15 protein-coding genes, 2 tRNA genes, 2 rRNA genes and 1 riboswitch (1 of these 20 running past the window's edge) are annotated in these 23,229 nt (G+C 62.0%); of the genes, 9 read left to right on the forward strand and 10 right to left on the reverse strand.

Annotated features, from left to right (window positions below):
- The first annotated feature begins 20 nt into the window (after positions 1-20).
- A complete protein-coding gene (locus tag FFI89_RS04515; protein WP_246669476.1) occupies positions 21-1,580 on the forward strand; it encodes an IS1182 family transposase in 1,560 nt (519 codons plus the stop codon).
- A 692-nt stretch (positions 1,581-2,272) separates the two neighbouring features.
- On the opposite strand, the gene FFI89_RS04520 is transcribed toward FFI89_RS04515, so the two are convergent.
- The 3 genes from FFI89_RS04520 to FFI89_RS04530 are packed head-to-tail and all read right to left on the reverse strand — an operon-like array spanning position 2,273 to position 5,184.
- Positions 2,273-3,214, reverse strand: a complete 942-nt coding sequence (locus tag FFI89_RS04520; RefSeq protein ID WP_138833293.1) for a prephenate/arogenate dehydrogenase family protein — start codon at positions 3,212-3,214, stop codon at positions 2,273-2,275.
- Positions 3,211-4,308 carry a histidinol-phosphate transaminase gene (gene hisC, locus FFI89_RS04525; RefSeq protein WP_138833295.1) on the reverse strand — a complete coding sequence of 366 codons (1,098 nt, stop codon included), beginning with the start codon at positions 4,306-4,308 and terminating at the stop codon, positions 3,211-3,213. The genes FFI89_RS04520 and hisC overlap by 4 nt, the downstream gene beginning before the upstream one ends.
- A 27-nt stretch (positions 4,309-4,335) precedes the next feature.
- Positions 4,336-5,184, reverse strand: a complete 849-nt coding sequence (locus FFI89_RS04530) for a chorismate mutase (protein WP_138833297.1) — start codon at positions 5,182-5,184, stop codon at positions 4,336-4,338.
- A gap of 183 nt (positions 5,185-5,367) precedes the next feature.
- Positions 5,368-5,447: riboswitch (SAM riboswitch) on the forward strand.
- A gap of 83 nt (positions 5,448-5,530) precedes the next feature.
- On the opposite strand from FFI89_RS04530, the gene FFI89_RS04535 reads away from it, so the two are divergent.
- Positions 5,531-6,733, forward strand: coding sequence for a homoserine O-acetyltransferase (locus tag FFI89_RS04535; protein WP_138833299.1), 1,203 nt, complete (start codon positions 5,531-5,533; stop codon positions 6,731-6,733).
- A gap of 1 nt (position 6,734) precedes the next feature.
- On the forward strand, positions 6,735-7,403 hold the full coding sequence (gene metW / locus FFI89_RS04540) for a methionine biosynthesis protein MetW (RefSeq protein ID WP_168212784.1): 669 nt from the start codon (positions 6,735-6,737) through the stop codon (positions 7,401-7,403).
- A 57-nt stretch (positions 7,404-7,460) separates the two neighbouring features.
- On the opposite strand, the gene FFI89_RS04545 is transcribed toward metW, so the two are convergent.
- Positions 7,461-8,327, reverse strand: a complete 867-nt coding sequence (locus FFI89_RS04545) for an alpha/beta fold hydrolase (RefSeq protein ID WP_138833303.1) — start codon at positions 8,325-8,327, stop codon at positions 7,461-7,463.
- A 228-nt stretch (positions 8,328-8,555) separates the two neighbouring features.
- On the opposite strand from FFI89_RS04545, the gene FFI89_RS04550 reads away from it, so the two are divergent.
- Positions 8,556-9,206, forward strand: coding sequence for a TIGR02594 family protein (locus FFI89_RS04550; RefSeq protein ID WP_138833305.1), 651 nt, complete (start codon positions 8,556-8,558; stop codon positions 9,204-9,206).
- 1 nt (position 9,207) lies between these two features.
- Here FFI89_RS04550 and FFI89_RS04555 read toward each other — a convergent pair whose 3' ends face one another.
- Both FFI89_RS04555 and FFI89_RS04560 read right to left on the reverse strand, forming a co-directional pair.
- The gene (locus FFI89_RS04555) at positions 9,208-10,227 is read right to left on the reverse strand and encodes a YeiH family protein (protein ID WP_138836091.1); all 1,020 of its coding nucleotides are present in this window, start codon (positions 10,225-10,227) and stop codon (positions 9,208-9,210) included.
- Between the two features lie 87 nt (positions 10,228-10,314).
- The gene (locus tag FFI89_RS04560) at positions 10,315-11,091 is read right to left on the reverse strand and encodes an MOSC domain-containing protein (RefSeq protein WP_138833307.1); all 777 of its coding nucleotides are present in this window, start codon (positions 11,089-11,091) and stop codon (positions 10,315-10,317) included.
- Between the two features lie 222 nt (positions 11,092-11,313).
- Between FFI89_RS04560 and clpB the strand changes: the two genes are divergently transcribed.
- Positions 11,314-13,953: an ATP-dependent chaperone ClpB gene (gene clpB, locus FFI89_RS04565; protein ID WP_138833309.1), complete on the forward strand. Its 2,640-nt coding sequence runs from the start codon at positions 11,314-11,316 to the stop codon at positions 13,951-13,953.
- 70 nt (positions 13,954-14,023) lie between these two features.
- On the opposite strand, the gene FFI89_RS04570 is transcribed toward clpB, so the two are convergent.
- The 4 genes from FFI89_RS04570 to FFI89_RS04585 all read right to left on the reverse strand — a co-directional run bounded on the left by FFI89_RS04570 (position 14,024) and on the right by FFI89_RS04585 (position 18,838).
- Positions 14,024-14,293, reverse strand: coding sequence for a hypothetical protein (locus FFI89_RS04570; RefSeq protein WP_138833311.1), 270 nt, complete (start codon positions 14,291-14,293; stop codon positions 14,024-14,026).
- 86 nt (positions 14,294-14,379) lie between these two features.
- Positions 14,380-14,739 (reverse strand): SPW repeat protein, encoded by a 360-nt coding sequence (locus FFI89_RS04575; RefSeq protein WP_138833313.1) that lies wholly within the window; start codon positions 14,737-14,739, stop codon positions 14,380-14,382.
- 214 nt (positions 14,740-14,953) lie between these two features.
- On the reverse strand, positions 14,954-16,591 hold the full coding sequence (locus tag FFI89_RS04580) for an SMP-30/gluconolactonase/LRE family protein (RefSeq protein ID WP_168212785.1): 1,638 nt from the start codon (positions 16,589-16,591) through the stop codon (positions 14,954-14,956).
- Between the two features lie 171 nt (positions 16,592-16,762).
- Positions 16,763-18,838 carry a LysM peptidoglycan-binding domain-containing M23 family metallopeptidase gene (locus FFI89_RS04585; RefSeq protein WP_138833317.1) on the reverse strand — a complete coding sequence of 692 codons (2,076 nt, stop codon included), beginning with the start codon at positions 18,836-18,838 and terminating at the stop codon, positions 16,763-16,765.
- Positions 18,839-19,707: 869 nt separating this feature from the next.
- On the opposite strand from FFI89_RS04585, the gene FFI89_RS04590 reads away from it, so the two are divergent.
- The 4 genes from FFI89_RS04590 to FFI89_RS04605 form a co-directional block, all read left to right on the forward strand.
- Positions 19,708-21,198 (forward strand): 16S ribosomal RNA (locus FFI89_RS04590).
- A gap of 246 nt (positions 21,199-21,444) precedes the next feature.
- Positions 21,445-21,521: transfer RNA gene (locus FFI89_RS04595), tRNA-Ile, on the forward strand.
- Positions 21,522-21,556: 35 nt separating this feature from the next.
- Positions 21,557-21,632 (forward strand) — tRNA-Ala (locus tag FFI89_RS04600).
- A gap of 427 nt (positions 21,633-22,059) precedes the next feature.
- A 23S ribosomal RNA gene (locus FFI89_RS04605) occupies positions 22,060-23,229 on the forward strand; it runs 1,675 nt beyond the window's last position.
- The 16S and 23S rRNA genes sit together here with 2 tRNA genes alongside, the layout of an rRNA operon.

The raw sequence follows: 23,229 nt of genomic DNA on the forward strand, positions 1-23,229 counted from the left end.
CCAGCCTGCTTCCACCTCGGATGGAAGACTATGTTGGTCCCAACAATCCGGTGCGCGCGATCGAGAGCTATGTTTGCGCGCTGGACCTTGCCAAGCTTGGTTTCCGCCATGCGGATCGCGGCTTGGAGCAGGGACAGCCGCCCTACGATCCAGCTGATCTGTTGAAGCTCTACCTTTACGGATACATCAACCAGGTCAGGTCGTCGCGGCGGCTGGAGCGGGAAGCCTGTCGCAATCTGGAACTGATCTGGCTGCTCAGGAATCTGCGACCTGGCTATCGAACGATCGCCAACTTCCGCAAGGAGAACTGGGCGGCGTTGAAGGCGGTGAACCGCGGCTTCGTGCTGCTGGTTCGCGAGCTTGGCCTTGTCGGCGGGGCGGTAGTTGCGATCGACGGCTCGTTTTTTCATGGCGATGCCAGCAAGGCGAGCATCTTTACGCGCAAGAGGCTTGCCGATCAGATCGCCAGGCTGGACCTGGAGATCGAAGCTTATGGCAGATCAATCGAAGACAACGATGCGGCGGAAGCCAACGCGCCAGGGAAGGATCGCGCCGACGGTCCGGGTGCTGGCGGCGGAGGAGACGGCAGCGATATCGGTGCCAAAGTATCGGCGCTGATGGCAAAGCGCTTGCGCGCCGAAGCCGATCTGGCTCGGTTGGAAGCGAGCGGCGAGACGCAGATGTCGCTGACCGATCCGGACGCCCGGCTTCTAGTCAAGAACGGTCAGGGCGTCGCAGGCTACAATGTGCAGAGCGTCGTCGACGACAAGCACAATCTCATTGTCGCAAGCGAAGTGGTGAACGACAGCAGCGATGTCGGCCAACTCCACGCCATGGCAAAAACTGCCAAGGAAGCTCTCGATGCGGAGGCACTCCAGGTGCTGGCCGATGAGGGGTATTACAGCAGCCTCGAACTGAAGGCATGCGAGGACGACGGCATCACGGCCTATGTGCCTGTGCCGGAGATCAATGGGCGCCTTGAGAAGAAAGGCCGCTTCAGCCTCAAGGACTTTGCTTACGATGCTTCAGCCGATGCTTACCGTTGCCCGGCCGGCGAACTACTGCGTCGGATGGAGGGGCGCTGGGAGAACACAAGTGGCCGGACTGAGATCCGATATGCGAGTAGCACGAAGGCCTGCAAGGCGTGCCCGTTAAGGACACGTTGTCTGAGCCTGAAGGCAACTCGACGGACCATCGGCCGCTGGGAGCACGAGGATGTCCTCGAGCGTCACCGCGCGAGGATGCAAGGCGCAGGCGACCTGATGCGCCGCCGTTCCGCCATCGTCGAACATCCCTTCGGCACGCTCAAATGCCGCGCCGGTTATCGTCACTTCCTCGTTCGCGGCTTCAACAAGGTCCGCGGCGAATGGAGCCTGATGGCGCTCTGCTACAACTTTACCCGCGTGCTCAACATCCTCGGCATCGAGCGTTTCATTGCAGCCGTCGCAGCGGCGCTCCTTTGGCATCTCCACGCTCTCGCAGGCGCCCTAAAACGCTTCCTGTTCGCTCCAAAGACGCTCTGGATCAAATTTGAGCAACAGGTCGTCGCTGCGCAAGGCCGACTGGTTCTCCTCGGCTGACCCACCGTTCTTGCCCAGCCTCGACGGGCAAATCACCAAAAGTGCGTCCAGCCCTCCGCGCAAAAATATTCCACTAGGGCCGTCGGGCAAATCAGCCGTAGGACTCCCGCCATCCTGTCCCACCAAAGGGGCGTTGGCCATCGTCGCGAACGAGGGGCAGGGAGCGGTGGACGCGAAGGCTGCGACTGACGAGCGCGGCCACTAGCGTACGGCGAAGTCGTTTGGGTCCGACGCCCCGGTGCTGGCGTCAAGTTGGCGGAAGCGAAAGCCGACGTCGATGATGGTGGCAAGAAAGCCGGTCACCAGGACGAAATCGTATAAGCCGTAAAGCCATTGCGCAGGGAAGGCCGGGTGTTCTCCGCTGAACCTGTATGCTCGTGTGCAGCATTTCTAATGCACATCGCACGCGAGACCGCGGGTGCAGCGCGCACCCGGTCTTCCCTGCGTCCTCTGATTTCGGGGGGCAAGGTTTCCAGCAAAACTTCGGGCGTAACGCGTCGCGAGAACGCGAAACCGCGTTCAGGCCTATCAACGTCATTGCGAGGAGCGAAGCGACGAAGCAATCCAGCTATCCGCTATGCCGCGCGATGGATGGCTTCGCGGAGCCTGTCATCGGGCGGCGCTTCGCGCCGACCCGTTGGCTCGCAATGACGGCGGAAAGAGCCAAGGTCGCCGGGACGACGAGGATGGTTCTACTCCGGCTTCTTCTCCAGATTCGCATGCGGCCGGCCGAAATCGGGCGCGGCCGAATCCTGGCCGATCTCGACGATGCCGCGGCGGATGGCGCGGGTGCGGGTGAAGTGTTCGAACAGCGCTTCGCCGTCGTTGCGGCGGATCGCGCGGGTCAGTTTCGAGAGGTCCTCGTTGAAGGTGCCGAGCATTTCCAGCACGGCTTCCTTGTTGGCGAGAAACACGTCGCGCCACATCGTCGGATCCGAGGCCGCGATGCGCGTGAAATCGCGAAAACCGCCGGCGGAGAACTTGATCACCTCGGACGACGTCACTTCTTCGAGTTCGTCCGCGGTGCCGACAATGGTGTAGGCGATCAGATGCGGCAGATGGCTGGTGATCGCCAGCACCAGGTCGTGGTGGTCGGGCGTCATGATCTCGACCCTCGCGCCCATCGCGGCCCAGAACGCGCGCAAGCGTTCGACAGCGGCAGGATCGGTGCCCTCAGGAGGGGTCAGAATGCACCAGCGGTTGGTGAACAGTTCGGCGAAGCCGGAATCAGGGCCGGAATGCTCGGTGCCGGCGACGGGATGCGCCGGCACGAAATGCGCGCTAGCGGGAAGGTGCGGCGCCATTTCACGGACGATCGCGCCCTTGACCGAGCCGACGTCGGAAATGATCGCGCCCGGCTTGAGGAACGGCGCGATCTCTTGCGCCACCGGCCCGCAGGCGCCGACGGGAATGCAGAGAATGATGAGGTCGGCGTCCTTGACGGCTTCCGCGTTGGTCGCGACCACGCGATCGACGATATCGAGTTCGGCCACGCGGGCGCGGGTCTTCTCCGAGCGCGCGGTGGCGACGATTTCGGAGGCCAAGCCCTGGGCCCGCGCGGCGCGCGCGATCGAGCCGCCGATCAGCCCGAAGCCGATCAGCGCGACGCGGTTGAACAGCGGCGCGGAGCTCATTTGCCCGCCATGAAGTCACGCAGCCCATCGACGACGAGGCGATTGGCCTCTTCGGTGCCAACGGTCATGCGCAGCGAATGCGGCAGGCCGTAATTGTTCAGCGCCCGCAGCACCAGGCCGCGTTTGGTCAGATATGCGTCGGCCTCGGCCGAGGTCTTGCCCTTGTCGAGCGGGAAATGGATCAGCACGAAGTTCGCCACGCTCGGGGTCACCTTCAGGCCGAGTTTGGTGATCTCCTCGGTCAGCCAGTTGCGCCACTTCTCGGTGAACGTCTTCGACATCTGGACATGCGCGGTGTCCTCGATGGCGGCGACCGCGGCCAGCATGGCCGGCGTCGAGACGTTGAAGGGACCGCGAATGCGGTTGACGGCGTCGACGATATTGGCCGGGCCGAACATCCAGCCGATCCGCAAGCTTGCCAGTCCGTGAATCTTGGAGAAGGTATGCGTCATCACGGTGTTTTCGGTGGTCGCTACCAGTTCGAGGCCGAGCTCGTAGTCGTTGCGCGACACGTAGTCGGAATAGGCGGCGTCGAGCACCAGCAGCACATGCGGCGGCAATCCGGCGCGCAGCCGCTTGACCTCGTCGAACGGAATATAGGTGCCGGTCGGGTTGTTGGGGTTGGCAAGCCACACCAGCTTGGTCTTCGGCGTAACGCGCGCCAGGATGGCGTCGACGTCGGCGGTGAAATCGGTCTCGGGCGCGACGACGTTTTTGGCGCCGTTCGCCATGGTGGCGATCGGGTACACCAGAAAACCGTGGGTGGTGGAGATCGCTTCATCGCCATGGCTGAGATAGGTGTGTGCCAGGAGGTTGAGGATTTCGTCCGAGCCGGCGCCGCAGATGATGCGGTCGGGATCGAGCCCGAAGGCGCGGCCGATCGCCTCGCGCAGCACCCGCGAGGTTCCTTCCGGATAGTCTTCGAGATGTGCGACGGCCTGCTTGTAGACTTCCTTCACCTTCGGCGACGGCCCGAACGGGGTCTCGTTGGCGGACAGCTTGAACACCTTGCGCCCCGGCTCCGCCACCGGGCTCTTGCCGGGCGTGTAGGGCGCAATGTCGAGAATGCCGGGATTCGGCATGGGGCGGGACATCTCAAAACTCCGGAAATTCGGGCGGCCTTAAGGCTTGGCCGACCCGTTGGAGGGCACCGTATAGCGCGTTGCATGGCTGCCGACGAGGGCCGACGAGCGCACCGACGCACCGGCCGCAATCAGGGCCATCTTGATCTTCTCGAAGCCGGTGCCGGCATCCGACACCAAAAGCGCCGCGCCGTCGAAGGCGGTATCGGGCACGGCGACGATTTCGGCCAGCGGCGCCAGCGCGCGCGCCGTATCCGCGTTCCAGCCGGAGACACGAACGCTCCACATCTCGACCTCGGTCACCATGGCGTCGTCGGCCACACGCGAGATCACGAACACCGGGAGTGCGGCCGGATGGTCGGCGCGTTCCAGGAACGGCAGGCGGGCGATGATCTTCGGCGCGCCGTCGGCTTCCAGTGCGATCCACCATGGCGTGCGGCTCGATATCGCCGAGACCAGCGCCAGATCGCCCTTGGATTTCGCCACTGCCTCGACTGCGGCCTGTGCGCTGAAATGCGCCACATAAGGCACGACGAAGCCGAAATGAAACCGCGCCGAATCCCGCATCGCGGGCTCGCTGACGGAAACATCCGCATGCACCGCGAACGGCGCTTGCACGTAGGTGAACGTCGAGATGATGACGCGCCAGATGCTCTCGATGGTGTCGAGCGGCAGGATGCCGCGATGGCGCCGTACCAGCTCGCGCATCATCGAGGCCTCGCGCGCAGGGCGGAACGCCGAGCCGACTTCCTGGGTCTGCTTGACCTGGATCAGCCGGTCGATGATGTCGCCGCGCGCCATCAGCAGGCGATGGACCTGCTCGTCGATGCTGTCGATCTCTTTGCGCAGCTCCTGCAGCGAGGGCGGAGCCGGGGGGGCCTTGGACATGCGAATAACCTGGCGAGAGCGTACCTTCATCCGGGGCGCGGCACCTGCGCCACGCCTCGAACGGATGAGGCCCGTTCTCCCCCATGGTGCGAGACGGCGCAAGGGTGCCGCTTCGCCATCAGGCCCGCTTGCCTTGTTAACCAAGGGCCTGCCTTGACGAAATGCCCGCTTCGGACTAGCTTTAGGCCACTCCGTGGTCATTTGAGCCGGCCGGCTTGCAGCCACGTTAAACAACTCGCTAAACAGGCCGGGGACAGAAGTGATCCCGGCCGAACCTTTGTTCAGGCCGGGTTTTTTATTGGCCTGATTCTGTCCATGGACCTCCGCTAACGAGGCCGGTGCCGATATGACCAACGTGCAGTCGATACCCAGTCCTTCGATTCACAGCGAGGATCGCGCCCATGAGGCCGACCATCCGAGTTCGCTGCTGGCGAAGTTCGGCATCGAGCAGCCGCTGAAGCTCGATTGCGGCGTCGACCTGGCGCCGTTCCAGATCGCCTATCAAACCTATGGCGAACTGAACGCGGAGCGCTCCAACGCCATTCTGGTCTGCCATGCGCTGACCGGCGATCAGCATGTCAACAACGTGCACCCGGTGACCGGCAAGCACGGCTGGTGGGACACCATGGTCGGCCCCGGCCTGCCGCTCGACACCAACCAGTACTTCGTCATCTGCAGCAACGTGATCGGCAGTTGCATGGGCTCGACCGGGCCGGCATCGACCAATCCGGCCACCGGCAAGCTGTGGGGACTGGATTTCCCCGTCATCACCATTCCCGACATGGTGCGCGCGCAGACCATGCTGATCGATCGGCTGGGCATTGACACGCTGTTTGCCGTGGTCGGCGGCTCGATGGGCGGCATGCAGGCGCTGCAATGGACCGCGGCCTACCCCGAGCGCGTGTTCTCGACGCTGGCGATCGCCTGCTCGACGCGGCATTCGGCGCAGAACATCGCGTTCCATGAGCTCGGCCGACAGGCCGTGATGGCCGATCCGGACTGGCGCGGCGGGCGTTATTTCGACGACGGCACGCATCCGCATCGCGGGCTCGGCGTGGCGCGGATGGCGGCGCACATCACCTATCTCTCCGACGCCGCACTTCACCGCAAGTTCGGACGGCGGATGCAGGACCGCGATCTCCCGACATTCTCGTTCGACGCGGATTTCCAGGTCGAGAGCTATCTGCGTTATCAGGGCTCGTCGTTCGTCGAGCGCTTCGACGCCAACAGCTATCTCTATCTGACGCGGGCGATGGATTACTTCGACATCGCCGCCGACCATAACGGCGTGCTGGCCCAGGCGTTTCGCGGCATCAAGACCCGTTTCTGCGTGGTGTCGTTCACCTCGGACTGGCTGTTTCCGACCTCGGAATCGCGCGCGCTGGTTCATGCGCTGAACGCATCGAGCGCGCGGGTGTCGTTCGCCGAGATCGAGACCGATCGCGGCCACGACGCCTTCCTGCTCGACGTGCCCGAATTCTTCGACATTTCCCGGGCCTTCCTGCAATCCGCGGGCAAGGCGCGCGGGCTCGCCGGTACAGGTGTCTGACATGGCGCTTCAGGAACAGACCTTGCCGCTCGGCGGCATTGCGCCGGATCGCACCGGGAATTATCGCACCGATCACCTGCTGGTCGCCGAGATGGTCGCGCGCGGTTCGAAAGTGCTCGACGTCGGCTGCGGCGACGGTGAACTGCTGCAGCTATTGGAAAGCCGCGGCATCGACGGCCGCGGCATCGAACTGTCGCGCGAGGGCGTCAACCGCTGCGTCGCCAAGGGGCTGGCAGTGGTGCAGGGCGACGCCGACACTGACTTGGTCAATTATCCCGACGACGCCTTCGATTACGTGATCCTGTCGCAGACGCTGCAGGCGACGCGGCAGCCGAAGGTGGTGCTGGAAAACCTGCTGCGGATCGGGCACCGCGCCATCGTCTCGTTCCCGAATTTCGGCTTCTGGAAGATGCGGCTGCAGTTGCTGGTGGGCGGCCACATGCCGCGCACCGAGAACCTGCCGGCCACCTGGTACGACACCGCGAATATCCACTTCTGCACCATCAAGGATTTCGTCGAGCTCTGTGACGCGATCAACGTCAAGATGGAACGCGCCGTCGCCCTCGATCTCTACGGCCGCCCGCTGCGGTTGAATCTGCCGTGGTGGTTCTGGAACATGTTCGGCGAGCAGGGCGTGTTCCTGCTGTCGAGGGCGGGCGGGGGGAAGTGAGTTAGCCCCGTCATTCCGGGTTCGCGTCTTCGACGCGCCCCGGAATGACGGACGGAACTACCCCACCATCATCGACCTTGGATCCCGCACCGGCCACCGGCCTGCCTCGACCAGCGCAATGAACCGCTCGACCATTTCGTTGAACAGCGCAGGCTCCTCCAGGTTGAGCACATGGCCCGACTTCGGGAAGAACGACAGCCCCGCCGCCGGCAGATGCTGCTTCAGGAACAGGCTGGGCTCGACGCAATTGTCGTCCTCGTCGCCGCACAGGATCAGCGCCGGCGTCGGCACCTTCCGGATCGCATCCGTCATGGTGTAGATCGAGGGCCGGCCGCCTTGAAAACTGCGCATGGTGTTGGCCGAGCCTTGCGCGCTGTGGCGGGCCAGCGCCGCATAGAAATCGGCATGACCGCGCGGGTCCTTCAGCAGAAACGGAATCCGGCTCGGCGCCTCGCGCGTCGCCTTCGCGACCTCGACCGAACCGATCGTCTCATACTGCTCGGCGTTGGCCTGGCACTGCCTGCGAAAGGCTTCGAGATTTTCGAGGCTGGAGCCGGAGCCGACCGCGGCCAGCGTCATCGACAGGGCGCGCTCCGGAGCGTTGAGGCCGACTTGAAGCGACGAGTAGGAACCCATCGACAGGCCGATGAAATGCGCCTTGGCAATGCCGAGATGATCGAGCACGGCGAGCGCGTCGGTGTAGAAATGCCGGTAGGTGTAGACGTCGGATGTCGGCGGCACGTCGGAGGGCGTGTAGCCCCGCGCCGAATAGGCGATGCAACGGTGGCCGCGCGAGAAGTAGCGCATCTGCGGTTCCCAATTGGTATGGTCGGCCGCGAATTCATGCAGGAAAATGATCGGGGTTCCGCTTCCCACCTCCTCGAAATACAGGCGGACATTATCTTTCGTAACGGCATGGGGCATTGGCATATCCTCTCGTTGGCCGGCCGCAGATTTGCAGTTAATTCTCGCGGCGGCAATGCGGCAGCATCGATCATGTTTGGTCATCGAATCATCGCGGAATGACCCCGAAATCGTTTCCGCACGGCCATATGAAATCTTCCTCGTGTCACACCCCGCATCGCAAAAACCGCCGTCGCGTTCGTATCCGCACGAACGCGACAGGGGAATGGGGGCTACAGAGGATGATCTATGTTTCAGTTGCTTGCGTTTCGCCGGTCGCTTCGAGTCTTGGCACTGGCTCTGTGTTCGGCTTCGATCGCCGTATCCGTTACTCCCGCTCACGCACGATCTCATCATGGCGCAGGGCGCCACGCGCGGGCCTATCACGCCGGCCATCATGCGAGGCGGCATTACGTTCACGTCCAACGTCGGCACGTCGCTGATGCTTCGCGCTGGGAGCGCGGCGTAGCGCAAATGCGGGCAGGCGGCTTTGCCGACACCAAGGCAAGCCTGACGACAGACGCCAGCGCGTCGGCACCGGCGAGCTTCGGTTCGTCCAATGTCGTCGCCGAGGCGCGGCGTTATATCGGCGGTAATCCGACCGGCCGCGGCAGCCTGTGGTGCGCGCGGTTCATGAACATGGTGCTGCAGCACACCGGCCATCATGGCACCGGCTCCGACATGGCGAGTTCGTTCGCGCATTACGGTCAGCGCGTCTCCGGTCCGCAGGTTGGTGCCATCGCTGTCATGGGGCGGCGCGGCGGCGGCCATGTCGGCATCATTACCGGCATCGATGCTGCCGGAAATCCGATCATGATCTCGGGCAACAACGGCAACCGGGTCAGGGAAGCGCCGATCTCGCGCGGCCGGATCTACGCCTACGTCATGCCGACGGGCTAGATCAGGCGATCTGCAGCAGGCGGATCAGGCCGAGGCTGATGAGGCCCAGGATGACAAGCGAGGCGGTGACCGCGGCAGTAACGCGGACACCGGCGCTGGCCACGACTCTCACATCCACGCCCAACCCGAGTGCGGCCATCGATACGGTTGTGAGCAGACTGGCCGTGGTTGCCAGCGGCACCAGCATGGCCTGCGGGATCAAGCCGAAGGAGCGAACGGCCGCGACGGTCAGAAAACCGACGATGAACCACGGAACCAGCTCATGCAGCGCCGGGCCCGAGCGCTTCGCTGTCCGGCTCTCGGATACGTGCGCACCGGCCCGCGGTTCCGACGGCAGGCGGCGGCTGATCAGGGACAGGCCGAGCACCACCGGGCCCAGCATCAGCACGCGGACCAGCTTGACCACGGTTCCGACCTGATTGCTGAGCGCTCCGATCGGAAGGGTGGCCGCCAGAACCTGCGGTACCGCATAGACCGTCAACCCGGCCAGAACGCCGTATTGCGTCAATGACATCTTCAGCAGTGGGACGAGAAACGGCAGTCCCAGCACAACGACGACTCCGAGCACGGCTGTAAACGCGATCGAAGAGGCCACATCGTCGCCGTCGGCGTCGATGATCGGTGCCACCGCCGCGATCGCCGAGTTACCGCAGATCGAATTGCCGCACGCCACCAGGATGGACATGCGCAACGGCAGGCCGAGCAGGCGGCAGATCAGATAACTGGTCGCAATGGCGACCACCACGATGCCGGCGATCCCCAGGATCAGGGCCGGTCCGAGCGCCGCTGCGGCGCTGGCGCTGACGGACGCGCCGAGCAAGACCACGGCGACCTCCAGCAGGATCTTGGCGCTGAACTGGATGCCGGCGTTCCAGTACGAACCGGGTGTCCAGGCCGCCCGGATGGCGACCCCCAGCACGATCGCGATCACCAGCGCTTCAAGGTAAGGCTGGCCCGCAAACTCGACTTCAACCGCCTGAAGCAGCATGGCGACGACGGTTACGGCAACGCAGAGGAGCATGCCGGGCAGGAGACGAATTGCGTTTTCGATCAACGGACTGCTCCGGTTCCGGCATTCCTGACGGTGATACCGGAAGTGCGGCTCATGCTATTCCTCGGTTGGCGCAATCGCATCGCCCGCGCCAATGCTGCCGCCGGCGATCACCTCGGCATAGATCCCGCATTCATTGTGGCCGAGGCGGCGCATCAGCGTGTTCGGGATCGAGAGGTCGCGCGCGCCGGTGTCCGGATCGACATTGACGGCGGCGCATCGGACGATGCGCTTGACCACCTTGAGCCTGACGCCGTCGATGGCGAGTATCCGGTCGAGCTGCTCGAACTCATGCCAGGCCGGCCAGCCTTCGACATAGAGGTTGGCGCGGAAACGCAGCGGATCGACGGGGTGTTCGACCATGTTCTCGATGGCGCGGACGCTCGCCAGATTGATAATCGAGACCACCTTGCGGGCCACGTCCGAAAAGCTGTGGCCCGGGCTGGTCAGGATTTTGGGCGGTCCCTTGATCTCGCCGGCATATCGGCTGGCAAAGAACTGCTCGATCGCGGTCCGGCCTCCGGCCGTTTCGAGGTTGCCCTCGGCCGCGACCGCGCCGTCCTGGCGGATGGTCAGGACGTGGGTGGCATCGTCGAAATGGGTGCGCAGCGGCGCCAGCCACTCGTCCCGCTGCAGCATCAGGAAGTGGGGCTTTGACAGCCATTTCGGCTCGGCCGGATCGAAACCCGAGGGGCCGTTCTCGATGGCGTAGCGGCGGTCGGCCGCCAGCGTCTCGCCGGGAAGAAGCTCGGCGCGCTGGAGCGGCTCCGGGGAGAGCCCTTTGACGGGATAGCGGTAGATACCGGCGATCGTCGCCGACGGGGACGGGGTCATTCGGCCTTGTAGGAGATTCCCTCAAGCCGCGCCACCGTCCCGAAATTGCAAGCCGGCCTCTTCCGTTTCGGCCGTCGATGCCCACATTTGCGTCAAGCCTGAAAAAATGACGGCGACGACCGCCGGCCGGTTGAGGAAAGTCAACGCGGCCGCGCGGAAACCCAATGAAGATGCCGTATTCATGCCTTAGGGGTGGGGACGGCAGGCCGAGGGAAATCAAGAATGAATATTGAAAAATACACCGAGCGGGCGCGCGGCTTTATCCAGTCTGCGCAATCGCTGGCGGTGCGCGACGGTCACCAGCAGTTCTCGTCGCTGCACATGCTGAAAGTGCTGCTGGACGACAGCGAGGGTCTTGCCGGCGGCCTGATCGACCGCGCCGGCGGTAATTCCCGCGCCATCCTCAAAGCCACCGAGGATGCCCTCGCCAAGCTGCCGAAGGTCTCCGGAAGCGGCGCAGGTCAGGTCTATCTTGCCCCCGATCTGGCGCGCGCCTTCGATGCGGCGGAAAAGGCCGCCGAAAAGGCCGGAGACAGCTTTGTCACGGTCGAGCGGCTGCTGCTCGGGCTGACGCTCGAGAAGGGCAGCGAGGCCGGCGCGATCCTGAGCAAGGGCGGCGTCACGCCGCAGAACCTCAACGCGGCGATTGAATCGCTGCGCAAGGGACGCACCGCGGACAGCGCCACGGCCGAAAACGCCTATGACGCGCTGAAGAAGTATTCGCGCGATCTGACGCAGGCCGCGCGCGAGGGCAAGCTCGATCCCGTGATCGGGCGCGACGAGGAAATCCGCCGCACCATCCAGGTGCTCTCGCGCCGGACCAAGAACAATCCCGTGCTGATCGGCGAGCCCGGCGTCGGCAAAACCGCGATCGTCGAGGGTCTGGCGCTTCGGATCCTCAACGGTGACGTGCCGGAAAGCCTGAAAGACAAGAAGCTCCTGTCGCTCGACCTCGGCGCGCTGATTGCAGGCGCGAAATACCGCGGCGAGTTCGAGGAACGGCTGAAGGCCGTGCTGCAGGAGGTCACTTCGGCCGAAGGCAGCATCATCCTGTTCATCGACGAAATGCATACGCTGATCGGCGCCGGCAAGGCCGACGGCGCGATGGACGCGTCCAATCTCTTGAAGCCGGCGCTGGCACGCGGCGAACTGCATTGCATCGGCGCCACCACGCTCGACGAATACCGCAAGCACGTCGAAAAGGACGCCGCCCTGGCGCGCCGGTTCCAGCCGATCTTCGTCAGCGAGCCCACGGTCGAGGACACCATCTCGATCCTGCGCGGCCTAAAGGACAAATACGAGCAGCACCACGGCGTGCGTATCACCGACTCCGCGTTGGTGGCGGCGACTACGCTGTCGAACCGCTACATCACCGACCGTTTCCTGCCCGACAAGGCCATCGATTTGATGGACGAGGCGGCGGCACGGCTGAAGATGCAGGTCGATTCCAAGCCGGAAGAACTCGATTCGATGGATCGGGAAATCATCCGGCTGAAGATCGAGCAGGAGGCGCTCAAGAAGGAAACCGATGCCGGCTCGAAGAGCCGTCTGCAGACGCTGGAAAAGGAACTCGCCGATCTCGAGGAGAAATCGGCGGTCCTGACCTCGCGCTGGAGCGCTGAGAAAAACAAGCTCTCCAACGCACAGAAACTGAAGAGCGAACTCGACGGCTTGCGCATCGAATTGGCCAACGCGCAGCGCAAAGGCGAATTCCAGCGCGCGGGCGAACTCGCCTATGGCCGGATTCCCGAGCTGGAAAAGCGGCTCGCCGATATCGAAGCCAACGAGAACCCCGGCGAGATGATGGAGGAGGCGGTGACCGCCAACCACATCGCGCAGGTGGTGTCGCGCTGGACCGGCGTTCCCGTTGACAAGATGCTGGAAGGCGAAAAGGACAAGCTCCTGAGAATGGAGGGGTCACTCGGCAAGCGCGTGGTCGGCCAGGCCGAAGCGGTGCGTGCGGTGGCAACCGCCGTGCGCCGCTCGCGCGCCGGCCTGCAGGACCCGAACCGCCCGATGGGCTCGTTCATGTTCTTAGGCCCGACCGGCGTCGGCAAGACCGAACTGACCAAGGCGCTGGCCGAATATCTGTTCAACGACGAGACCGCGATGGTCCGCCTCGACATGTCCGAATTCATGGAAAAGCATTCGGTGGCGCGGCTGATCGGCGCGCCTCCCGGCTATGTCGGCTATGACGAGGGCGGCGTTCTGACCGAAGCGGTTCGGCGGCGGCCCTATCAGGTGGTGCTGTTCGACGAAATCGAGAAGGCGCATCCCGATGTCTTCAACGTGCTGCTGCAGGTGCTCGATGACGGCCGGCTGACCGATGGTCAGGGCCGCACCGTCGATTTCCGCAACACGCTGATCATCATGACCTCGAACCTCGGTTCGGAATTCCTGGTGAACCAGCCTGAAGGCGAGGATACGTCGGTGGTGCGCGAGCAGGTGATGGGCATGGTGCGTGCGCATTTCCGGCCCGAGTTCCTCAACCGCGTCGACGAGATCATCCTGTTCCACCGCTTGCAGAAGAGCGAGATGGGCCGGATCGTCGAGATCCAGTTCGCTCGGCTCCAGAAGCTGCTGGAAGAGCGCAAGATCGTGCTCACGCTCGATGCCGCGGCGCGCGACTGGCTGGCGGCCAAGGGCTGGGATCCCGCCTATGGCGCCCGGCCCCTGAAGCGGGTGATCCAGCGCAACCTGCAGGATCCGCTGGCGGAGATGATCCTCGCCGGCGAGGTCAAGGATGGCGATCGCGTCGTGATCTCGACCGAGGGCAACGTGCTGACCTTCAACGGCAAGGCATCGCAAACCGCCGAGATCGCGCAATTCGAGGCGCCGGTCCCGAAACGGAAGCTGAACTAGGCCAAGTATCAGGCGACAGTCAATCGACTGGATGCATCCTGTCAGCACAGGGTGCATCCAGGCGGATTTGCTATTCCGTCACCTGACCGATCGCCGGGCTGCCGCCCCTGTCGTCCTCATCCTCGCTCGGCTCAAGCTCAGAGAGGATATCGACCAGTTCGCGAACGCGGCCGGTTGCGAGCGGTCTGCCGGCATTCAGCAGCGGCTCGTCATTGACTATCCAAGCCTGGGCTTCTGCCAGTTCGTCCACGCTCGCGCCAGTTCCGATGATCTGGGCGATGGTGACATCGTCAGCCCCGCTGATCGCCTTGATAACATCGTCCCGAGTAACGCGTTTCATGGCTGCTCATTTCGTAAGGCTGCGCCGCTTGCCGCAACGCTGCGCCCTCCCGCTGTCGATGACGGCGAGGCGGTCGCGCAAACGTCTCAGCGGCCCGTGGTAAACCGCGGCGGGTTCTGGGTCATCATCCAGATTTCGATCGCCGCAAGCACCGCCACGGCGGCGCCGATCAGCACATGAACCGTCATGGCCGTGGTTCCGTGGAAGCCCAATACCCAAGGCGATACCAGCGCCCACAATCCGACGATCAGGTTCAGCCACTCTTCCCAGACCGCGAACGCAGCCAGCGCTGCGATCGCGAGGATCGCAATGACCAGGCCGGAGAGGGTGGCGTTCTGGGAGATTTTCCCGGCGTCGAAGCCGAACATCCACGGCGAAACGAACAGAATCGCGCCGAGGACAAGGTTGGCGACGTCGCACAACTTTGCATTGGTCCAATTCTCCATGACACATCCTCCATTGAAGATTTGCCAACAAAAGCTAACCGGGGAGCGGCCGTTTGGGTTCCACGGTGGTGGAACATTCTTTGATGGAACAAATGGGCCGGACGGCTGGCTCCTGAACCAAGGCAAGAGTGTGTTCCCGCACGAAGGCGAAACGCGGCGCGAGCATCGCTGGCGTGCTGGACGACCGGCGATTTGAAGTCGCCGATACGCTTCGCTACTTCTTCGTGATCTTGTAGATCGCGTTCTCGATGTCGGACGAGAAATAGATCGTGCCGGAGGCGCCGACGCCGACGCCGGTCGGGATGTTGGTCGGTAGTCCGCCGGGGGCGCCGGCGAGGCCGATCGGCAGATTGGCGGCGATCTCGGTGACAGTGCCCTTCGCGGGATCGATCTGGACGATACGCCTGGCGCCGACCTCGGCCACGACAAGCATGCCGTCAGGCGCCAGCGCGATGCCCTCGGGCATCTTCAGATCCTTGGCGACGACGGACTTCTCGCCATTGGACTCGATCTTCGATACCTGGCCGGAGAAGGCTTCCGTGACATAGACCGTGTCGTTCGGACCCGCGACCATTCCGACCGGCCCCTCGAGGCCGCCAACCACCACCTGACGGTCCTTGCCGTGCTCGCCGCTGACGCGCAGCAGCGATTTGCTGCCGAGTTCGTTGACCAGAATGGTGCCGTCACTGAGCTTGATCGCGTCGTGCGGAGCCTTGAAGCCGTGCAGCATCTCGGTGGTCTTGCCGGTCTTGCGGTCGATCACCTGCACGGTGCCGGTGAACCAGCTCGACAGCAGCACGTCGTTGCCTTTGGCCGTGGCGCTCATCGGATATTCCAGCGTCACGCCGTCGGCATGCATGCGGGCGGGTTCGGAGACTTCGCCGGTGGTGCCGTCGACGGTGCGGTAGGCGAACACGTCGGCGACATAGATGGTGTCTTTGTCGCCGTCGGAGACCACGCCGATACCGCCGGGCAGCGCCAGCTTGCCGATGATGATCTGCCTGGCGGCGCCGGTTTCCGGATCGACCTCCTGAATGCCGTTATCGGCCATGTTGGAGACGAAGATGCGGTCCTTGTCGTCGATCGCGAGGTTGTCGAGCGAGGGCTTGAGCTGCGCGACCACCTTCTTGGCGCCGGATTTGGGATCGACCCGAACCAGCTGCCCGAGCGCGGTGTCGACGACCCAGAGATTGCCCTTGGAATCGAAATTGACCGCGGCCGGAACCTTGAAGCCGTCGGCGACGACAGTCAGTTCGGCCTTGTCGACGTCGACCTTGGCGACCTGGCCCTTGAACCATAGCGGGCCGTACAGCATGTCGTCCGACCCGAATTCGAAGCCGTTGAGGCCGCCCATCTTCTCCATGATCTGGCGCGGCGGTTTGACGCCCTCGACGTCGATCTCATAGAGGGTGTCGCCGAGGAATACGGTCGTCGCATACAGCCTTCCGTCCTTGCGGTAGGCGAGCGAGTTGATGCCGGGCAGTCCCGAGGCAAGCTTCTTGATCGGGCCGTCGCCCTTGCGCGCATAAAGATCGCCGGTGAGAAAGCCGGTCCACGCCATGGTGCCGTCGGGCGCGAAAGCGATGTCGTCGGCCATGCCTTCCGGCGACGGGATCGCAATCTTTGCCGTACCATTGGCGCGATCGACCTCGTAAAGCGCGGCGCCCGCGACGCTGCCGGCGAACAGCCGCCCGGACTTGTCGATGCCGAGCCCGTGCACGCCATGGAAAGCCGAACCGGGAACGAGTTTTGTGACCTCATAGGTCTGCGCCGAAGCGCCGATGGTGCTGAGGATGGTGGTGGTGAGAATGATCGCCGCAACAGTCGCGCTGGATGCAAGCCTGCTCGTCATGACGCTACCTCCCGTTGATTTTGGGGAACAGTATTCGTCCAGGATGACGGTTTGGCAAACGAAACCTGTCGCGAAAACCACTGTGCCGCAGCCACAAAGTCGACACACGGCCAAATCGACACACGACATCGCGTGTCGGTGATTTCGGTCCTTCAGGATCTGATCAAAAATTCAGCGGTTGCTGACCTGGCGTACCGGCGGCGCGCCGGCGGTGCCGGCGGCATCGGAGACGCGCGCCGCGCTGCCGCGGTTGCTCATCTGGGCATCGAGACGATCGCGTTCTTTCTCGAAGCCCGCCATCATGGGGCCCTCGAGCGAGCGGCCGCGCGGCAGCTTGACGCGCAGCGGGTCGACGAAGCGACCATTGACCAGAATTTCATAATGGACGTGAGGTCCGGTCGACTGGCCGGTCGATCCGACAAAGCCGATCACCTGGCCCTGCCGTACCCGCTTGCCGGGCTCCATGCCCTTGGCGAAGGCCGACATGTGGCCGTAGGCCGTCTCGTAGCCGTTGTTGTGCTTGATACGGATATATTTGCCGTAGCCGCCCTCGGGGCCGACCTTTTCGAGCACGCCGTTACCGGAAGCGAAGATCGGCGTGCCGTAGGACGTGGCCCAGTCGACGCCGGTGTGCATCTTGACGTAACCGAGGATCGGATGGCGGCGGCCGCCGAAGCCCGAGCGCATGATGGCGTTGTTGACGGGTTTGCGGACCAGGAACTTCTTCGCGCTCTTGCCGGTCTCGTCGTAATAATCGACCACGGCGTCGTCGGGGGTCTGGAAACGGTAGTATTTCTTGGTTTCACCGCCGACCGTGAGGGCCGCGAACAGCACCTCGGTCTTTTCGGAGACCGCCGATCCCTCGTCCTCGCCGGCATAGAACACGTCGAAGGAGTCGCCGGGCTGGACCTTGCGCTGGAAATCGACGTCGTAGGAATAGATCCGGATCATGTCCTCGATGACGGTTGCCGGCACCTTGTTGCGCAGCGCGGTCTCGTAAATGCTCTGGTAGAGCCGGACACCGGTGCCGTCATCATCATCGTCGTCGTCCTTGCTGTCGGCGGGCTCGGCAACCGTATTCATGCTTTGGACGTCGACGGCGACATATTTGCCGATGTCCGACAGCGCGGCGACGGCTTCGATGGTCGTATCGTTGGCGACGATCACGCGATAGGGCTGCAGCCGGACCCCGGGGCCGGGGCTTGCCGGCGCCATCAGGATGCGCAGCTTCTGGCCTTCCTTCAGGCCGCCATCGCGACCGCGGGGCCCGAGCATGGCGGCAATCGCCCTGGCTTCATCGGGGGTGGCGCCCTGATCGCGCAGGATCGAGGTGACGGTATCGCCCTTTTTCACGACGTGAACGCGTTCGCCGGACGGGTTGCCGCCGGTGATCTGTTCCTTGGTCTTGGCCAGCAGCGTGACGTTTTCCGGCACCACGCGGGTTTCAAAGCCGGCATAGGGATCGGAGACGTTGCCCTCGGTGGCATAGGCCAGCTTCATATCGGATGGGGTGCCACTGGCGTCTGCCGTGGCGTTGGCGAGCGCGGTGTAGCGTACCCCGCCGCCGGCGCCGCGCCAGTTCGCGGCGTCGCGCACCCGCAGCAGGATTTCGTCGAGCGCGACCACCGCGGCGAGCTTCGCCTTCGGCAGCACGGTGGCGAGGTCCTTGGTGACGAAGGAGACCTCGGCATCGGGTTCGGCCGCGTCGGCGGCACTGGGATCGTCGGACGCGGCAGGCGCCGCGCTGCCGACATCGGTCAGCATGCGCTGGGCGTTGAACGGCGGGATCTTTGCGGAAAGGTCGCTCGTCGTCATCGACAGATTGCCGGAGATGCGGATGAACGGCCGCACCCGCATCACGTCGCGGGTGCCGACGCGGGTGACGGTGGATACCCGCACCACATTGCGCGAGGCGCTGGATTCGCCGGGCGGCGGCAGCCGGTCGCTCTTGTGCAGGCTGACGGTGCGGTCGTTGGCGCCGAACGCGCCGCGCAAGGCGCCCTCGACGCGTTCCGGGACCTTGGCAAAGGTCATCTCGCCGTCGAGTGACGCAAAAACGGCGCCGCCGATAAGAGCTGCGCCGCACAGACCAGTCAGGATAGTGCCGCTAAACCATTGTACCGAGACGCGGCGGCGATCGATCACCGCGGCCTCGGAGCCGTCGACGGAAAGTGGCGGCTCGTGACCGAGATCAATGATCCCGGTCTCGCGCCCGTAGCCGCTCCCGCGTGACGCCCTCTGGCTCAACCCCGTATCCCCCCAAATTCCATCCGCATTCGACAAGACCTTCGCCCGATCCAGAACCGCATTGTTGTTCGTCCCTTTTTCGGGAGCGATCCCGGAGCATGGCGTGCCGCACGCATAGATATATTCGGGAATCAGAGGCCAGAAGAAGACCGGCCGGAGTCTCGAACGTCAATGGTGTGCAGATCTCTCGAAGTTGTCGGCCGCGTGGGAAAGGCGACGGGTTCCCGTAAAATCGTCAGTTCCCTGGTAGATCGACACCGGCAGCCCCCACTGACATCCGGCGCTTTGACGCTTACCTTATCGTCAGAACGTCGCAGGATTGTGGCTCTAGTGCGGCAAAAGCCTCTAAATACAGGGACTTCTGGGCGCCGAAAATTTCTTCCGCACGATGCGACAATTTGTTGACGATGGCTGTTGACAGGTCCGATAGGGCGGGCCTATAACCCGGCCACTGAGCGCGGCGATGCATTGGCTCTGAGGCCAAGGCATCTGGTCGTGCCCGTGAAGCTCCTCATTACGATGAGTGACTCAAACAGCCGATAACAATCGGTTGTTATTTGTCGTCGGAATGAGGATGTAGCGGAGCCTTCCAGAAGTGGAAGGGTGGGATCCCAGCGATCCCGGGCTGTTTGACAAGTGAAGATGAAGAAAGAGAAACGTGGACGGCGGAGTCCTTGCGGGCCTCGATTACTTGAATACGCAAGTATTGAAGTGTTGGGGCCGGACGAAAGACTTCGGCGGTACACGTTTACATAGGTTACACCATCGTTGCCCGCGATGTGAATCGCAGGCAGCTTGTCAGCTTCGGCTGGCAAAAAATGGTGGGACCTCGTCAAACGTTGTGATCAGCCGGTTTAAAGTTTCAAGTCCAACTTGAGAGTTTGATCCTGGCTCAGAGCGAACGCTGGCGGCAGGCTTAACACATGCAAGTCGAGCGGGCGTAGCAATACGTCAGCGGCAGACGGGTGAGTAACGCGTGGGAACATACCTTTTGGTTCGGAACAACACAGGGAAACTTGTGCTAATACCGGATAAGCCCTTACGGGGAAAGATTTATCGCCGAAAGATTGGCCCGCGTCTGATTAGCTAGTTGGTGAGGTAACGGCTCACCAAGGCGACGATCAGTAGCTGGTCTGAGAGGATGATCAGCCACATTGGGACTGAGACACGGCCCAAACTCCTACGGGAGGCAGCAGTGGGGAATATTGGACAATGGGCGCAAGCCTGATCCAGCCATGCCGCGTGAGTGATGAAGGCCCTAGGGTTGTAAAGCTCTTTTGTGCGGGAAGATAATGACGGTACCGCAAGAATAAGCCCCGGCTAACTTCGTGCCAGCAGCCGCGGTAATACGAAGGGGGCTAGCGTTGCTCGGAATCACTGGGCGTAAAGGGTGCGTAGGCGGGTTTTTAAGTCAGGGGTGAAATCCTGGAGCTCAACTCCAGAACTGCCTTTGATACTGAAGATCTTGAGTTCGGGAGAGGTGAGTGGAACTGCGAGTGTAGAGGTGAAATTCGTAGATATTCGCAAGAACACCAGTGGCGAAGGCGGCTCACTGGCCCGATACTGACGCTGAGGCACGAAAGCGTGGGGAGCAAACAGGATTAGATACCCTGGTAGTCCACGCCGTAAACGATGAATGCCAGCCGTTAGTGGGTTTACTCACTAGTGGCGCAGCTAACGCTTTAAGCATTCCGCCTGGGGAGTACGGTCGCAAGATTAAAACTCAAAGGAATTGACGGGGGCCCGCACAAGCGGTGGAGCATGTGGTTTAATTCGACGCAACGCGCAGAACCTTACCAGCCCTTGACATCCCGGTCGCGGACTCCAGAGATGGAGTTCTTCAGTTCGGCTGGACCGGAGACAGGTGCTGCATGGCTGTCGTCAGCTCGTGTCGTGAGATGTTGGGTTAAGTCCCGCAACGAGCGCAACCCCCGTCCTTAGTTGCTACCATTTAGTTGAGCACTCTAAGGAGACTGCCGGTGATAAGCCGCGAGGAAGGTGGGGATGACGTCAAGTCCTCATGGCCCTTACGGGCTGGGCTACACACGTGCTACAATGGCGGTGACAATGGGACGCTAAGGGGCAACCCTTCGCAAATCTCAAAAAGCCGTCTCAGTTCGGATTGGGCTCTGCAACTCGAGCCCATGAAGTTGGAATCGCTAGTAATCGTGGATCAGCACGCCACGGTGAATACGTTCCCGGGCCTTGTACACACCGCCCGTCACACCATGGGAGTTGGTTTTACCTGAAGACGGTGCGCTAACCCGCAAGGGAGGCAGCCGGCCACGGTAGGGTCAGCGACTGGGGTGAAGTCGTAACAAGGTAGCCGTAGGGGAACCTGCGGCTGGATCACCTCCTTTCTAAGGATGATCCTTCAGCTTAGCTTCGGCTAACTATCGGATCGTTTTAGAAACATCAGTGGCCAACGATCGTCAGGATTGTTGAGCTGCATTGGCGGGATTTCGCCGTCTACGTTTCTCTTTCTTCGCGGACGAACACGCGCCAGGACTTTGCGCTGTGCGATGAGACTTGCGCTGGTGCGATGCATTGGCGCGAGCCGATTGCGCGCGAGCAAGTCGCTGAGCCCTATCAAGGGAAAAGCGTTAGGGCTTGTAGCTCAGTTGGTTAGAGCGCGCGCTTGATAAGCGTGAGGTCGGAAGTTCAAGTCTTCCCAGGCCCACCACTTTGATCGAGTGCGAAGCATTCGTCTTCTGGTACGGGGCCATAGCTCAGCTGGGAGAGCGCGTGCTTTGCAAGCATGAGGTCGTCGGTTCGATCCCGTCTGGCTCCACCAGATGGAATTGAAGACCGATGCACTGCTTTTCAGCAAGGCGCTTCGAAACATCGTCCGCGAAACATCACTTCGCATGTCGCATCCTACGGGATGTGCGTGCGGGATTTCTGACATCGTAAAGAGGAGATTGATCCGAGTTTTGGATCTGCAAAGCAATTTGCGGAATCCGATTCATAATCTCCAGGTCATTTCGGCGCTCGCGCATCGAACTTATCGCAAGATGAGTGAGATGAGTGAGTTGTAAATGATCTTTTTGGTGAAGCTTGACCGCCTCGCCATCGGGTTGATCTTACGAAGCAAGCTGGTCTTTCTAATCATTGTCCGGCCGCGCATAGCCTTCATCGAGGGGGCGTGTTCTGGGGTTTCGACCTCAAGACAATTGTGCGGACTACATTCTGCCGAGTGTGTGGACATTGATAATGAGAGCAATCAAGTGCCTTAAGGGTGTTCGGTGGATGCCTTGGCGCTGAGAGGCGATGAAGGACGTGCTACGCTGCGATAAGCCGTGGGGAGCTGCGAAGAAGCTTTGATCCACGGATTTCCGAATGGGGAAACCCACCTTCGATAGCTGGAACTCCAAGACCTTGTGTCTTGGGGTTCATACAGCAATGTGTGAGACCAAGCCGTGAGGTTTTGGATTTCCAGTTATCAAGTGAAGGTATGAAATCTCTGAATTCATAGGAGGTTTTAAGCGAACCCGGGGAACTGAAACATCTAAGTACCCGGAGGAAAGGACATCAAACGAGACTCCGTTAGTAGTGGCGAGCGAACGCGGACCAGGCCAGTGATACATCAAAGACAACCGGAACCTGTCAGGAAAGCAGGGCCTCAGAGGGTGATAGCCCCGTACGGGTAATGCGATGATGTATCCATGAGTAAGGCGGAACACGTGAAATTCTGTCTGAACGTGGGGGGACCACCCTCCAAGCCTAAGTACTCCTCAGCGACCGATAGTGAACCAGTACCGTGAGGGAAAGGTGAAAAGCACCCCGACGAGGGGAGTGAAATAGACCTGAAACCGGACACCTACAAACAGATGGAGCCCAAGATACGTTCTGGGTGACATCGTACCTTTTGTATTATGGGCCAGCGACTTAATTTAACGAGCAAGCTTAAGCCGATAGGCGTATGCGCAGCGAAAGCGAGTCTGAATAGGGCGTCAAGTTCGTTGTATTAGACCCGAAACCTAGTGATCTAGCCATGAGCAGGTTGAAGGTGAGGTAACACTCACTGGAGGACCGAACGGGTGTCTGTTGAAAAAGACTCCGATGACTTGTGGTTAGGGGTGAAAGGCCAATCAAACTGGGAAATAGCTGGTTCTCCGCGAAAGATATTTAGGTATCGCCTCGCATGAATGCTTCGGGGGGTAGAGCACTGGATGGGCTAGGGGGACTTACCGTCTTACCAAACCCAACCAAACTCCGAATACCCGAAAGCAATATGCGGGAGTCACACGGCGGGTGCTAACGTCCGTCGTGGAGAGGGAAACAACCCGGACCTACAGCTAAGGCCCCTAATTCGTGGCTAAGTGGGAAAGGATGTGGAAATCCCAAAACAACCAGGAGGTTGGCTTAGAAGCAGCCATCCTTTAAAGAAA

The organism is Bradyrhizobium sp. KBS0727 (assembly GCF_005937885.2).
GTDB lineage: Bacteria > Pseudomonadota > Alphaproteobacteria > Rhizobiales > Xanthobacteraceae > Bradyrhizobium.

Excerpts from the sequence above, each read along its gene's own strand:
- FFI89_RS04515 (WP_246669476.1), top strand. The coding sequence starts at position 21 with ATGGAAGACTATGTTGGTCCCAACAATCCGGTGCGCGCGATCGAGAGC.
- FFI89_RS04520 (WP_138833293.1), bottom strand. The coding sequence starts at position 3,214 with ATGAGCTCCGCGCCGCTGTTCAACCGCGTCGCGCTGATCGGCTTCGGG.
- hisC (WP_138833295.1), bottom strand. The coding sequence starts at position 4,308 with ATGTCCCGCCCCATGCCGAATCCCGGCATTCTCGACATTGCGCCCTAC.
- FFI89_RS04530 (WP_138833297.1), bottom strand. The coding sequence starts at position 5,184 with ATGTCCAAGGCCCCCCCGGCTCCGCCCTCGCTGCAGGAGCTGCGCAAA.
- FFI89_RS04535 (WP_138833299.1), top strand. The coding sequence starts at position 5,531 with ATGACCAACGTGCAGTCGATACCCAGTCCTTCGATTCACAGCGAGGAT.
- metW (WP_168212784.1), top strand. The coding sequence starts at position 6,735 with ATGGCGCTTCAGGAACAGACCTTGCCGCTCGGCGGCATTGCGCCGGAT.
- FFI89_RS04545 (WP_138833303.1), bottom strand. The coding sequence starts at position 8,327 with ATGCCCCATGCCGTTACGAAAGATAATGTCCGCCTGTATTTCGAGGAG.
- FFI89_RS04550 (WP_138833305.1), top strand. The coding sequence starts at position 8,556 with ATGTTTCAGTTGCTTGCGTTTCGCCGGTCGCTTCGAGTCTTGGCACTG.
- FFI89_RS04555 (WP_138836091.1), bottom strand. The coding sequence starts at position 10,227 with ATGCTCCTCTGCGTTGCCGTAACCGTCGTCGCCATGCTGCTTCAGGCG.
- FFI89_RS04560 (WP_138833307.1), bottom strand. The coding sequence starts at position 11,091 with ATGACCCCGTCCCCGTCGGCGACGATCGCCGGTATCTACCGCTATCCC.
- clpB (WP_138833309.1), top strand. The coding sequence starts at position 11,314 with ATGAATATTGAAAAATACACCGAGCGGGCGCGCGGCTTTATCCAGTCT.
- FFI89_RS04570 (WP_138833311.1), bottom strand. The coding sequence starts at position 14,293 with ATGAAACGCGTTACTCGGGACGATGTTATCAAGGCGATCAGCGGGGCT.
- FFI89_RS04575 (WP_138833313.1), bottom strand. The coding sequence starts at position 14,739 with ATGGAGAATTGGACCAATGCAAAGTTGTGCGACGTCGCCAACCTTGTC.
- FFI89_RS04580 (WP_168212785.1), bottom strand. The coding sequence starts at position 16,591 with ATGACGAGCAGGCTTGCATCCAGCGCGACTGTTGCGGCGATCATTCTC.